The sequence below is a fragment of the Actinomadura sp. 9N215 genome (genome assembly GCF_044326345.1).
In the GTDB taxonomy this organism is placed as follows: domain Bacteria; phylum Actinomycetota; class Actinomycetes; order Streptosporangiales; family Streptosporangiaceae; genus Spirillospora.
Genome location: NZ_JBIRBA010000007.1, coordinates 173,262 through 186,795 on the forward strand (window position 1 = coordinate 173,262; position 13,534 = coordinate 186,795).

8 protein-coding genes are annotated in these 13,534 nt (G+C 72.8%); 2 read left to right on the forward strand and 6 right to left on the reverse strand.

Annotated elements, in window-relative coordinates; all coding sequences use genetic code 11:
- The first annotated feature begins 137 nt into the window (after nucleotides 1-137).
- Both ACH34T_RS14620 and ACH34T_RS14625 read left to right on the forward strand, forming a co-directional pair.
- On the forward strand, nucleotides 138-1,865 hold the full coding sequence (locus ACH34T_RS14620; protein WP_395992628.1) for a hypothetical protein: 1,728 nt from the start codon (nucleotides 138-140) through the stop codon (nucleotides 1,863-1,865).
- Between the two features lie 144 nt (nucleotides 1,866-2,009).
- The gene (locus ACH34T_RS14625) at nucleotides 2,010-2,978 is read left to right on the forward strand and encodes a hypothetical protein (RefSeq protein ID WP_395992629.1); all 969 of its coding nucleotides are present in this window, start codon (nucleotides 2,010-2,012) and stop codon (nucleotides 2,976-2,978) included.
- Nucleotides 2,979-3,009: 31 nt separating this feature from the next.
- Here the strand turns inward: ACH34T_RS14625 and ACH34T_RS14630 are convergent, their stop codons facing one another.
- The 6 genes from ACH34T_RS14630 to glf all read right to left on the reverse strand — a co-directional run bounded on the left by ACH34T_RS14630 (nucleotide 3,010) and on the right by glf (nucleotide 13,445).
- On the reverse strand, nucleotides 3,010-6,087 hold the full coding sequence (locus tag ACH34T_RS14630; protein ID WP_395992630.1) for an ATP-binding protein: 3,078 nt from the start codon (nucleotides 6,085-6,087) through the stop codon (nucleotides 3,010-3,012).
- 43 nt (nucleotides 6,088-6,130) lie between these two features.
- Nucleotides 6,131-8,233, reverse strand: coding sequence for a hypothetical protein (locus tag ACH34T_RS14635; RefSeq protein WP_395992752.1), 2,103 nt, complete (start codon nucleotides 8,231-8,233; stop codon nucleotides 6,131-6,133).
- Nucleotides 8,234-8,477: 244 nt separating this feature from the next.
- On the reverse strand, nucleotides 8,478-9,308 hold the full coding sequence (locus ACH34T_RS14640) for an ABC transporter ATP-binding protein (protein WP_395992631.1): 831 nt from the start codon (nucleotides 9,306-9,308) through the stop codon (nucleotides 8,478-8,480).
- A gap of 3 nt (nucleotides 9,309-9,311) precedes the next feature.
- The gene (locus tag ACH34T_RS14645) at nucleotides 9,312-10,208 is read right to left on the reverse strand and encodes an ABC transporter permease (protein ID WP_395992632.1); all 897 of its coding nucleotides are present in this window, start codon (nucleotides 10,206-10,208) and stop codon (nucleotides 9,312-9,314) included.
- A 19-nt stretch (nucleotides 10,209-10,227) separates the two neighbouring features.
- Entirely contained in the window at nucleotides 10,228-12,252 is a 2,025-nt protein-coding gene (locus tag ACH34T_RS14650; protein WP_395992633.1) for a glycosyltransferase, read from the reverse strand.
- Nucleotides 12,249-13,445 carry a UDP-galactopyranose mutase gene (gene glf, locus ACH34T_RS14655; protein WP_395992634.1) on the reverse strand — a complete coding sequence of 399 codons (1,197 nt, stop codon included), beginning with the start codon at nucleotides 13,443-13,445 and terminating at the stop codon, nucleotides 12,249-12,251. The genes ACH34T_RS14650 and glf overlap by 4 nt, the downstream gene beginning before the upstream one ends.
- Between the last annotated feature and the right edge of the window lie 89 nt (nucleotides 13,446-13,534).

Genomic DNA, 13,534 nt, shown 5'->3' on the forward strand with positions numbered 1-13,534 from the left:
CCAACCACGCGTCCGAGAACGGCGTCACCCACTACTTTTGTCGGGAGCCCTGCTGGTTCGCGGGGAGGCGTCGCCCGCCGGGACGGCGGGTCCGATCGCAAGCGTGGGCAAAGCGGCTATAAGGCGAGGTCTGAGCGATGCAGTGTCCGACGTGCGGTAATGACACGCCCGGGACGCTCGGCAAGTGTTCGCACTGTGAGGCGCCGATCGACGTGTACTCCGTCGGTCCCGTCGCCAGCGGAGGCCCGCCCCCGCACACCCCCCACACCGGACCGATGGTCCCGCTGTCCGCACCACCCGCGGCTCCCCCGGCTTCCCCCGCCGCCGGGACGGCCGACGTGTTCGGGGAACGGACGATGATGGTGCCGCCGCCGACGCCGTCCTGGGCCCCGAGCGAACAGCCTCCCGTGACGCCGGACCTGGCCATGCCGCCGCAGGCACCGCCCTCGCCGCTGTCATCGCAGGCACCGCCGTCGCAGGCATCGCCGTCGCCGCTGTCATCGCAGGCACCGCCGGTGCCGCTGTCGGAGCCGATGCGGCAGTCGCCGTCGCAGACGGCGCCCGAACCCCCGGCGGCCGCGCAGCCTCCGCTCCAGCTCTCGGTCGAGCCGCCAGCGCCACCCGCGCAGCAGCCGCCCGCGCAGCATGGGTCGACGCCGCTGCCGCCCGTCGACCCCGAGGACACCGCGGCCTGGACGTTCAACCCCGACGAGGACGACGACCCGTCCGGCGGGTTCAGCGCACCCGCGCCGCCCATGTGGTCGGGTGCGCAGCCCGCGCTGCCCGCGGCAGGTCCGGCTGACCCCGCGCCCAGCGCGTTCGGGCTGGAGCCGCTGCCCGAGCGCACGGAGTCGATCGTCCCCGACTCGTGGTTCGCGCAGCCGCGCAAGCCCGACGCCGCGGATGCGGACGCGACCCAGGTCGTCGGCGGCCAGCAGCCCGCGACGCCGCCCACCATGATGGACGCCGACGCGACGCAGTACGCGCCCGGCCCGGGCCCGATGAATCCCGGCATGCCCGGCGCGCAGCCAACACCGATGGGCTTCGGCGCCAACCCCGACCAGACGCGGATGGACCCCGGCCTCCCCATGGGCCCACCTCCCATGGGCACGCCCCCCATGGGCCAGGTCGGCATGGGTCAAGGCGGCATGCCCATGGGGCCGATGGCGCAGCCCGGACCGGCCGGGCCGGGCGACCCCGCGTACGGCGGCTACCAGCCGGGGCACGGGGACGGGCGTCCGGGCGGCGGCGGGCCGAGCAAGCCGCTCATCGCCGCCGTCGCGGCGCTGGTCACGATCGCGGTCGGGTCCATCGTGTTCGTGGCGTGGCCGTCCGGGGACGATCCGTCCGCGAACACCGGGCCCGACCCGTCGCCGTCCAACAAGCAGGTCGCGGAGAAGAACCCGATCCCGGCGGCGACGAAGGAGCAGGCCGCGGCGATGAACGCGGTGCTAAACGACAGCGTCGGCACGCGGCGCGTGCTCGCCGGGGCGCTCGGCAGGGCCGGGAAGTGCAAGACGCTGCCGCAGGCCATCCAGGGATTCCAGACGGTCGCGCAGCAGCGCCAGAACCAGCTGAACCGCACCAGAGACCTCCAGGTCGACAAGCTGGCGAAAGGCGAGCAGCTCCGCAGCTCGCTGACGCAGGCGCTGACGGCGTCGCTGCAGGTCGACCAAGTCCTGCTGCGGTGGGCGCAGCAGAACCAGAGCGGCTGCCGCGGCAAGCCCCGTCCGAGCGCCGCGCAGGTGCCCGGACGCGCGGCCATCGAGAGGCGGGCGACGTCGGCGAAGAAGCGGTTCGTCGTCCTGTGGAATCCGGTCGCCCAGAAGACCGGCCAGCCGCAGCGGAGCTGGCGGAGGGTGTGACGGCCGGTCACGACCGGGTTGCGACCTTCGTACGGACGGTTCCCGCCCGGTGACGGCGCCAGTATCTTGGCAGCGTCTGAACCTGACCGGGTAGGGGGCCCTCTCATGCGGTGTCCGGGCTGCGGAAGCGATACCACGCCGGCGTTGCCCCGATGCACGCGCTGCAACGCGCCGCTCGACGGCTCGCCTCCCGGCGGCACGCCCCTCGACGCCGCCGCGCCTCCGAGCGATGACACGACATCCCCCGACGCACCGCCGGGCGGTGACGCGACGTCCCCCGACGCACCGTCGACGCCTCCGTGGACGGCGGCGCCGCAGGGCCCCGTCCTGTGGGAGACGACTCCCGAGCCACCACGACCCGACGACTACACGACCCCGGCGTCCCCGCCCGGCTACACCTCTCCGGCGCCATCGCCCGGCTACACCGTCCCGGCGCCGCCGTCCGACTACACGACGCCGATGCCGCCGGGGGGCGAGGAGACGACGCAGCTCTCGCCCGAGCCATGGTCCGAGCCCGCGATCTGGCAGCCGCCCGCGCCGCCGAAGAAGAGCAGGGTCCCGTACTTCCTGGCCGCGGCGGGCGTCGTCCTTCTGCTCGGGCTGGCGCTCGGGATCGTGTTCTGGCCGAGCGGGTCGGGCAAGTCCGCCGATCCCCGAGGCGGCGGGCCGTCCGCGCAGCAGAGCCAGGACGTCGTCCCGGAGAGCGAGGCGTCGGGCGGCGACCTCGACGCGCAGGCCAAGGCGGTCGACGCGCTGCTGGCCGAGATGGGCACGACACGGTCCGACCTCGGCACGGTGGTGGTCGGCGGCTGCGAGCGGAGCGGCCTGCAACGCGTCCTGGACGCCCGCCGCTCGCAGTTGGAGAAGGCCCGCGCCCTGGACGTGACCGCGCTGGAGAACGGCACCCAGATGAAGGACGCGCTCGTCCGCGCGCTTGAGGCGTCCTCCGAGTCGAACCAGCGCTACCTCGACGGCGCGCCGGGCTGCCCGTCCGACGGCGAGGTCGTGGACGTCAACCAGCGGGCCAGCGACGCCAAGAGCGAGTTCATCGGTTACTGGACGCCGATCGCCCAGCAAGCCGGGCTCCCCGCCCGCACCGCCAACGACATCTGAAACGCGGCACCACCCGACCCGAAACGCGGCGTCACTCGCCGTCTGCGGGCTGGGTGAGGAAGGGCAGCCCGGTGGACGGGTCCTCGAACGGGGCGACGAAGCGGTCGAACCAGCTCAGGACGGGTTCCAGCCATTCGGTGACGCGCATCGTCCCGGCGACGAGCTCGATCTGCTCGTCCTCGTCGACGCCGATCGCGACGACGGACAGGTCCTGGTAGAAGCCCGCCTGGTCATCGTCGCCGTACAGCGCGGTGAGGGCGATGGGACGGTTGCGTTCGAGCTCCATCGACAGCGGGTGGCGGCGCAGCGCGCGGAGGCGGTGGCCGAGCTTCGGGTCCGGCGGCTGCTTCAGGCCGGGCAGCTGGTAGTCGAGCGGCGGGGCGGGGGCGTGCTTGTCGGGGGCGGCGCCGCCGTACGGGAAGAGGCGGTCGAGCTCGTGCAGCCATCTGACCTGCGGGACGACCCAGTTCGGGCCGGGCGCCGTGCCGGCCGCGCCGCCGCCGAGGAGCTGCCCGGCGACCTTCGCGACGGCGGCGGTCAGCTCGGACGGCGGGTACGCGGTCCGCAGCGCCCGCGACCGCCGCGACACCGCACCCTCCAGGACGGTCGCGAGCGCGCACTCACGCAGCCGTGGAACCAGCCGCGACCACGCGCGTCCCAGCTCAAGCGGAACGGACGGCATCGGGCGGTTCACCACATGCGCGAGCACGAGCGTGTCCGCCCACAGCCGCAGCCACGCCCAGTCGGGATGCCCGGCGACGAGGTCGGCCTCGCGGAGTTCGTACAGCGTGCAGGCCCGTCCTGAGCGGCATTCGCAGCCGCAGGCGGCGGAGCGGCGGCCGTCCACGGGCGGCGGCGGGCCCGGCAGCTCCGCCTCGCGGCCCTCGCCGAGCGGGACGCGGACCCGCAGCGGACGGTCCATCCCGTCCGCGAACACGGCGGCGACGCCGGGGCGCAGCGACACGACCTCGCGGGACTGGTCGTCGTCCAGGTTCATCGCCGCGCCGACCTGGTGCCGGTCGTCGAACGCGGGCAGCCGGTGCACGACCTTCAGCGCCGTGTTCTTGATGACGTCCGGGACGAGCTTGGTCGGGATCTGCTCGGCGACGATGATGCCCTCGCCGTACGCGCGGATCTCGGCGAGCATCCCGGCGAACAGCTCGACGGCGTGCGAGCTGGTGCGTTCCGGGCCGCGGTTGCGGAGCAGCCGGTGCGCCTCCTCGATCACGATGACGTGCCGCAGCGCCGGGCCGCCCGCCCGTTTCGGGGTGCGCGGAGGGGCGTCCTCCCACGAGGAGTCCGCGCGGTCGCGTCCCCGCTCCCGCATGCGCAGATGTTCAACGATCCGGATGATGAGCGTCCCCATGAGGAACGCCTTGTCCTCGTCGTTGGCGACGTCCTCGATGGCGAGGACGATGTTGTCGCGGAGCATCCCGCCGATGTCGGCCGGGTGGCCGCCCTCGAAGAACCGTCCCGCCGAGCCGATGCGCAGCGAACGCAGCCGCACGTCGACGAAGCCCTGCACGTCGGCCATCAGCTCGCGCCCGTAACCGACGTCCGAGATGACCTGGAGCGCCGCGTTCTGCAGCTGCTCCAGCGTCGGGACGGCCGGTTCGATCAGCGACCCTGGCACGCCCCCGCCCGTCACCACGTCCCACCCGTTGTTCTCGTACACGCGCTGCAGCGCCTGCGCCATGATCTGCGGGAACGGCTCCTCGGCGTCGAACGCGGCCTGGAACAGCGCGCGGACCATGTCGATGTGCGCCTGCACCGGGTAGCCGGGCTCGGGCGCGAGCGGGTTCACCGACAGCGGCACCGACCCCGGATCGGACGGGTTCACGACCGTGACCGGTCCGCCGAGGTCCTCGATGCGTCCCGCCATCGCCGCGTACTCCGACTTCGCGGGCTCGATCGCCAGCCACGGGATGCCCGCGCGGGTCAGCTGCTCCAGCAGATGCCGGACGGTCTGCGACTTGCCCGCGCCCGTGGCGCCCGTCACGAAGACGTGCCGGTTGATCGTCGAGCGCGGCACGGTGAGCCGTCCGACCTGCCGGTCCTGGCCGTCCAGGATCGCGCCGAGCTCGATCTGCGCCTCCTCCGGCGCGGACGGCAGCCCGTCGGTCTCGGACGTGACGTCGAAGTACCCGGCGTCCAGCACTCGCAGCCCGGGGACCTCGCGGCGCGGCAGACCGGCCAGCGCGGCGAGCGTGCCGGCGGTCGCGACGAACGGGAACCGCTCGTCCGGCTCGACGACCGAACGCGCCGGAGCGGCCTCCGCGCCGGGCCGCAGCGAACCGGCGAACGACCCGCCGCCCTGCCCCGACCGCAGCCGGTAGGGGTGGTGCCCGAGCTCCATCGACCCGACGAGCACCGGCGCGATCTGCCCCAGTTCCGCCTGCGTCGCGGCCCCGGCGACGACCCTGACCTGCCACAGCCCCGCTTCGCGGAACGCGTCCAGCTCCGCGAGCCGCTGATCGGCGCGCGCGACGGCCAGCCTGGCCTGCTCGTCCTCGCCGCGGCGCAGCATCCGCAGTTCGTGATGCAACTCCCGCATCTCGGTGTCGATCAGCCGCTCGTCGCACGGGTCGGCGACCACGAACCAGCCGAACGGCCGCTCCATCAGCGTGACGAGCGTCGCCTCGAACAGCCCGGGGCCGGCGTCGGCCCGTCCGACCTGCGGGGCCAGCCTGCCGGGACAGCGCGTCCACGCCATCCGCTCGGCCTGCCGCAGCCATCCGTCGCCGATCGGCACTCCCCGCGCGCCGCTCGGGAACAGCAGCCCGTCTCCCACCCCACTGATCGGGCCCGCGTTGGTGATCAGCTCAAGCGGCGCCCCGCCGCCCGCCGACAACCACCCGACGACGAACGGCCGCCCCAGCCGCGCCGCCGACAACGCCGCGGGCAGCACGCTGACGAAGTCCCACTCGGCGGACGCCTCCCGCTGCGGCACCGGAATGGCCTGAATCCGGTACCACGGCCCCGGCAGGACGAACTCGTCCCCCGCCTCCGCGGCGCCCCGCATCCGCAGCGGCGGGGACCCCGGCGGCGCGCCCGGCCCCCTTCGGTAGGGCGGCGTTCCAGGAGGCGGCGAACCAGCGGACGGCGTCACCCCAGCATCCTTTCCCCTCCCCCGCCCTCGCGCCAATGCGCATTCAGGAAGAGGACGGAGGGTCGGCCTTGTGGCGGCCGTTGGGCTTCAGGGGCGGGACGATCCGGACGGGACGCGGGGCCGCGGCGCCGCGCGGAAGGGCGTGGCGGGCGCGGGACGGCTGGAGGAGGCGCGGCGTGGGGACGTCCCGCGTCGCCGGCGTCGGCGCCGGCTCGGGGACCGGGGCGGGAGCCGGGGACGGGGCCGCGGCCTCGGCGGGAGCGGCGTCGTCGACCCGGGCGTGGGTCTCCTGTTCGCGGAGGTATTCCTCGAACTCCATCGAGTGGGCGGTCGGCAGGGTGATGATGCCGGGGTTGGCGTCGACGAGGAGGATGCGGCGGCCCGTCGTGCCCGAATGGGTGAAGACCATCGCGGTCGGGGGGAGTTCCTGGAGCTGGGGCGGCTCGACCATCAGCTCGCGGAAGCGCTGTTTGCCGTTGGTGTCGCGGTCGTCGCGGCCGGCGACGGTGCGGCCCCAGGCCGTCGCGGAGCTGATGCCCTCGACGAGGGCCGAGTCGTCGGCGGCGGGGGCGGGCAGCGGCGACCAGACCGGGTCGGTGAGGCCGTCGCCGCTCGGGCGGGCGAACGCGACCGTGCTGGCGTAGGTCTCGCCCGCGACGTCGAACAGCGTCTCGCCCGCCGAATCGGTGATCTCGGCGACGAGGAGCGGCTGACCGGCGCCGATGTGCTCGGCGGCGACGCGGGCGTCCTCCGGGTTGCCCAGCCGCATGAAGCCGACGGCGGCGTGGCCGCGGCGTCCGAGCCGCTCCCGGACGTGGCCCGGGATCGACCGGTACAGCAGGACGAGCCCCGTCCCGGTGGCCTCGCAGGCGTCGATGAGGCGGTCCAGGACGTCGCCGCGCAGCTTCTCGGCGCCGCAGAGGAACAGCGTGTGGTCCCAGCGGCCGCCGGGCGGGGCCTCCCTGATCCGGTGGGTGAGCGCGGTCGTGACGTACGTCCCGAGGATCCGGTTGGTCAGGACGCCCGCGCGCCTGTCCATCGAGACCACGTGCAGGCGGGACGGCGGCAGCCGCACGGGTTCGGTGGCGAGCTTCTCCAGCTTGCGCAGCTGCGCCTCCAGGGCCCAGGCGCGGCGGACGACGATCCGGTCGGTGGCGTCGCGGCCGAACAGCGTCGCGATCCGCTCCAGCTGATCGTCGGTGAGCAGGCCCTTGCGCAGGTCGTCACGGGGGTCGCCGACCTGGGCCAGGACGCGCAGCGCCGCCGTGATCCGCGGGATGGTCGCGTCCGGGCCGAGGACGTCGATGATGCGTTCCAGGATCGAGTTGTCGAACGACAGGTCGCGGGTGCCGCCCTCCTCCTCGCCCGCGCCGACGACCAGCGACAGCACGTCGGCGAGCGCTTCGGGGTTCAGGCCGCGGGTGACGTCCAGGCGCGGCAGGTCGCTGGGGAGCACCCAGACGAGGGGGTCGTCGCCGCGGTCGGCGGCCAGCCGCAGCAGGTCGTGCGCGACCGCGCCCTCGGACAGGTCGATGACGGTGAGCCGGGCCCCGACCGCCAGCCGGGCCGCGCCCATCGTCGTGACGGCCGCGGACCATCCGGCGAGCGTGCCGCCGACGACGTCCACCCTGTCGACGCCGGGCGGGACGGCGACCGGATACCACTCGCGCTGCCCCTCGTAGGCGGACCTGCGGCGCTCCCAGTCCGACCTGGCCTTCGCGTACGCCTTCTCGGCCGCGTCGAGTTCGCGTTCACGGACGGCCCGCTCGCGCTCCTCCACGTCCCGCTCGCGCGCGATCCGCTCCCGGACGGTCCGTTCGTCCCGCCACAGCGCGCCGCCGGTGATGCCCAGGATGATCGTGAAGGCCAGCAGCGCGACAGCGGCGAACGTCCACGGGATCACGCCGACGGCGCCGCACAGCAGGAACAGGACGACGAAGACGAGCGTCCCGCCGAACGCGATCCGCAGCGGGCTCGCCGCCATGTGCTCGCCAGGACGCCGCGCCGGAGCCGGGACAGGCGTCCGTCCGGGCTGCTCAGGACGCCCGGGAGGCGGCCCCGGGTCGGGGTGCACCTGCGCGTAGCGCCAGCCCACATAGACGCGGTCGGGCTGTGTGAGTCGCGCCATCGCGGACTCGCTCGCCATCTCCGTCACGTCGAGAGACCCCTGGAGTCGCGGGAATGAGTGGAACGCCTGGGGGTGGCCGGGTTGATTTCCTACGTCGGTCTACACAGCACAGGGTAAAGAGCTTGCCGCGTCCCCGCGTCTCATTCAATGGAACAGGCCCCCAGATGCCCGACTCCCTCCGCCAATTCGGTCACCACGCCAACCTGCGGGAAAGATCGGACAACCCTCGCCGACCCTATGTCCACATCCGGCCATATTCTGCTCAGGCCTTGCCGGTGCGCAGGTCCGCGTGCCGCGCCTGCCGGTCCTGCCGCCACAGCCGGCCCGCCTCCGCCGGGTCCCCGTCGAAGACCACCCGGCCCTGCCGGAGCGTCACACCGCGGTCGCACAGCCGGGTGAGCATCGGGATGTCATGCGCGACGATCACCATCGTGCGCCCCTCCCCGCGCAGTTCCCGGATGCGGCGCAGGCATTTCTCCCGGAACGGCGGATCGCCGACGGCCAGCACCTCGTCGACGAGGAAGACGTCCGGCTCGGTGTGCGCGGCGATGGAGAACGCCAGGCGCATGAACATGCCGGACGAGTAGAACCGCACCTGGTTGTCCAGGAACCGCTCCACCCCGGAGAACTCGACGATCGCGTCGAACTTCCGCGTGATCTCCGCCTCCGACATGCCGAGGATCGCCGCGTTCAGGTACACGTTCTCGCGTCCCGTGAGGTCGGGATGCAGTCCGGCGCCGACGTCGATCAGCCCGGCGATCCGGCCGCGCACCGCCACCGAGCCGGAGTCCGGGCGCATGACCCCGGAGATCAGCTTGAGCAGGGTGCTCTTGCCGGAGCCGTTCAGGCCCATCAGCGCGACCGTCTCGCCCCGCCGGATCGTCAGGGTCACGTCCTCCAGCGCGTTGAACCTCTCCGACAGCGGCTGCCCGCGCAGCGCGCGGATCGTCATCTCCCTGATGGAGCGGGCGTGCCGGAGGGTGAACCGCTTGCTCACCGAGTCGATCACGATGGATTCGGGGGCGTGGGCGGCGGGCCGGGCGTTGGGCTCCGGGGTCAGGGCGGCGGGTTCGGGGGGCCGGGAGTCGGTCACGTCCTACAGCTCCTGGGCGAATCGCTGCTGGGCGCGGGCGAAGACCGCGCTCCCCACCGCGAACACCAGCCCCGCCAGGGCGAGCGAGATCGCGGCGCGCGCGTACAGGTGCGGGGGGAACGCGAAGTCGCCGCCCGTCCCCGGGTACCAGAAGGCGCGCTGGAACAGGCTGACCGCCGACACCAGCGGGTTCGCCAGGTACGCCTCCAGCACCCAGCCCGGCGCCTCGTCGCGGACGTGCGTCCACGGGTAGATCATCGGCACCGACCAGGTGATGACGACGATCATGATGTCCACGACCTGCTCCAGGTCGCGGAAGAACACGTTCACCGCGGCGCACAGCAGCCCGAGCCCGAGCCCGAGGACGGCGACGACCGCGAACCCGAACACGGCCGCGGCCAGGGCGGCGGGCGACGGACGCCAGCCGTACGCCAGCGCGCCCGCCAGCACGATCCCGAACCCCGGCAGGAAATGCACCAGCGACACCAGCAGCGACGCGGCCGGGAACAGCTCGCGCGGCAGGAACACCTTCTTGATCAGCGCGGCGTTGCCGGTGACCGAGCGGGTGCACGCGTGGACGGTCTCGGTGAACAAGTTCACCAGCACCATCCCGGAGAACAAGTAGATCGGGAAATGCTCGACGTGGCGGTCCATCCCCAGGAAGACGCCGACCACGAAGTAGTAGACGGAAAAGTGCACGGCCGGACGCACGTACGACCAGCCGAGGCCGAGCAGCGACCCCTTGTAGCGGGCCTTCAGCTCCCGGCGCACCAGCCGCCGCAGCAGGTAGCGATCCTTGACGACATGCCGCAGTCCGCCGCCCTCGCCCGGCGCGACGAGCGGGGGAAGGACGTCCCCGCCGCTCGCCAGGGCCGGGGTGCCGCCTGTGCGTCCGCTCACTCGCGGCTCGTCCGTCCGCTCATTCGCCGGGTCCTCGTCCGGTCGCCGAGCCGGCGGCGTCGAACGTCTCGCGCCATGCCTCCGGGGAGGCCAGCTCCGCCGCGGCGGAGCGGTAGCGCGCGGCGAGGTCGTCCCACTCGCGGGTGAACCTGGCGTGCAGCAGCCCGCTGCGCTTCATGATGGACCGGAAGCGCTTCGGGTCGCGCTGGTACCACGTCACCTTCGTGCCGTCCGCGGACGAGACGAGCGCGCTGTCGAACTTCGACAGCATCCCCCAGTGCCGGTCGATGTGCGGGACGATCGCCTGCGGGTTGCGCAGCGCGTCCTCGTCGACCGGGCCGAGATGGCGGAGGGCGCCGCTCAACGCCGTCTGGATGACCTTCGAACGGCCCTTGGGCGGGGCGGGGTTGCGGCCACGCTTCGGCGGCCTGCCGCGCCGGACGCCGGGGAACGCCTCGATGTCCTCGCCGGCCCGCGCGTCCGGGAACCCGGCCCGCAGCTCGCGGACTTCCCGCGCCTTCGTCACCATCCCGGCGTGCATGTGCCCGGGCCCGGCCAGGACGTCCCGCAGCGCCATGGCGATGAGCTCCGCAGTGGAGTACTGCATGGCCAGCGCGTGCTTCACCGAGATGATGAAGCACTCCTTGAGCAGGTTCCCGCCGCGCTCGTACGGGGAGTGCAGCAGCGCGGTGACCAGCCGGTTGCGCCAGTGGAAGTAGGCCTGCCAGTCGATGCCGTCGTCCTTGTCCTGCCACGGGACGTGCCAGGCCGCCACCCCGGGCAGCGACACGGTCGGGAATCCCGCCTCCTGCGCGCGGACGCCGTACTCCGCGTCGTCCCACTTGATGAACATCGGCATGGACAGCCCGATCTTGCCGATGGTCTCCACCGGGATCAGGCACATCCACCAGCCGTTGTAGTCGGAGTCGACGCGCCGGTGCAGCCACGGGGTGTCCCGCAGCGTGCCGCCCTCCTCGGCGAAGTCGTGCTCCGCGAACGTGTGCGGCGCCGGGCCCCACCACCAGCGGTAACGCTGGATCGTCTCGGCGAAGGCGTGCAGCTGCGACCGGACGAACAGGTTGAACATGTGCCCGCCGACGATGGTGGGCGTCTTCGCGTGGTCGGCGAACGCGACCGCGCGGAGGATGCCCTCGCTCTCGGTGACCACGTCGTCGTCGAGAAGCATCACGTAGTCGCTGCGGCCGGCCTGGACGGTCTCGTCCATCGCCCTGGCGAAGCCGCCGGAGCCGCCGAGGTTGCCCTGGTCGATGACGCGGAGCCGGCCGCCGAGCCCGTCCCGGGCCGCCGCGAAAGCGGGGTGGTCCTCGATGCGGTCGGTGCCCTGGTCGATGACGAGGATCTCGTCGACGACGTCGAGCACCTCGGGCGCCGCGCCGAGCGCGATGAGCTGGTCGACGCAGAACGCCGGACGGTTGAACGTCGTGATGCCGATGCTCGCCGTGCCCTGCCGCACCCGCTCGACCCCGGCGCACCATTCCGCCCGTTCGAGCACGGCGGTGCGTTCGCCCGCGACGACGTCGAACCAGTACCAGCCGCCGTCGAGGAACGGCTTCAGGGGGAGGGTGAACGAACGGCTCACGGCGGACTCGGAGTCGACCGTCACCGACGCGACCCGGTGCGCGTGCCCCTTGGCGCTGGAGCGGTAGACGATGACGGTCCCGTGGCCGCGGAGCCGGATCCGCAGGACGGTCTCCTCCACGTGCGTCCAGCGGCGCCAGTACGCGGCGGGGAAGGCGTTGAAGTACGTCGCGAACGACACGCGGCTGCCGACCGGGACGACGACGGTGCGGCGGCCGACGTCGTCGACGCGGGCGCCCGCCTCGACGAGGCCGGGCGCGGTCTCCACCGCGGTCTCCTCCGCCAGGGCCTCCGCGCCGCGGCCGATCTCGCCCTCCACGTACAGCTTGAGGATGTCGAGGTCGCGGTCAGCGGGGAGTATCACGCGCTGCAGGACGCGCAGGTCGCGTCCGGCGGCGTCCTGCCCCTCGGCTGGGGCCTCGTCGTGGTGACGCTGGTCGGTCACTCGTCCACACCTCCGCTGTTGAGACCACCGTTGAGACCGCTGTCGAGACGCGAACCGTCGGCGAAATGGGGACGCAGCCGGTTGTCGACCATGCTCAGCGCGCTGGCGATGGCCATGTGCATGTCGAGGTACTGGTAGGTGCCGAGCCGCCCGCCGAACAGGACGCCGTCCTCGGCGGCGGCCAGCTTGCGGTAGGCGCGCAGCCGCTCCCGGTCGGCCGGGGTGTTGATCGGGTAGTACGGCTCGTCGCCGCGCGCGGCGAACCGCGAGTACTCCCGCATGATGACGGTCCGGTCGGCGGGATACCGGTCGCGGCGTTCGGGGTGGAAGTGCCGGAACTCGTGGATCCGCGTGTAGGGGACGTCTTCGTCGGCGTAGTTCATCACCGGTGTGCCCTGGAAGTCGCCGGTGTCCTTGACCTCCAGCTCGAAGTCCAGAGTGCGCCAGCCGAGGTCGCCCTCGGCGTGGTCGAAGTAACGGTCGAGCGGGCCGGTGTAGACGACCGGGACGTTGCCGACGGCGTCGTCGCGCAGGTCGAAGAAGTCGGTGCCGAGCCGCACCTCGATGTTCGGATGGTCGGCCATCCGCTCCAGCCAGGGCGTGTACCCGCCGACCGGGAGGCCCTCGTAGGTGTCGCCGAAGTAGCGGTTGTCGAACGTGTACCTGACGGGCAGCCGGGTGATGACCTCGGCGGGCAGGTCACGCGGGTCGGTCTGCCACTGCTTCGCGGTGTAGCCGCGGATGAACGCCTCGTACAGCGGGCGTCCGACCAGCGAGATCGCCTTCTCCTCCAGGTTCGCCGGGTCGGTGACCTCGGCGGCCTGCTCCGCGATCAGCGCACGCGCCTCGTCGGGGCTGAACGCACGGCCGAAGTACTCGCAGATGGTGCCGAGGTTGATCGGCATCGGGTAGATCCGGTCGCGGTACCGGGAGTACACGTGGTGCCGGTAGCCGGTGAAGGCGGTGAAGCGGTTGACGTACTCCCACACCCGCTCGTTGGACGTGTGGAACAGGTGCGCGCCGTAGCGGTGGATCTCGATGCCGGTCTCCGGCTCGTCCTCGCTGTAGGCGTTGCCTCCGATGTGGCCGCGCCGGTCCACGACCAGCACGCGGAGCCCCAGGTCGGCCGCGCATCGTTCGGCGACGGTCAGTCCGAACAGGCCGCTGCCGGCCACGACGAGATCAACATTCATGTCGGGGAGCGCTCATCTCCGGTGCGGGGAGTGTGCGTTGGGCCCCGCCGCGGGGACGCCGGCAGCGGGTTCACGGGTAAGGATTGGAG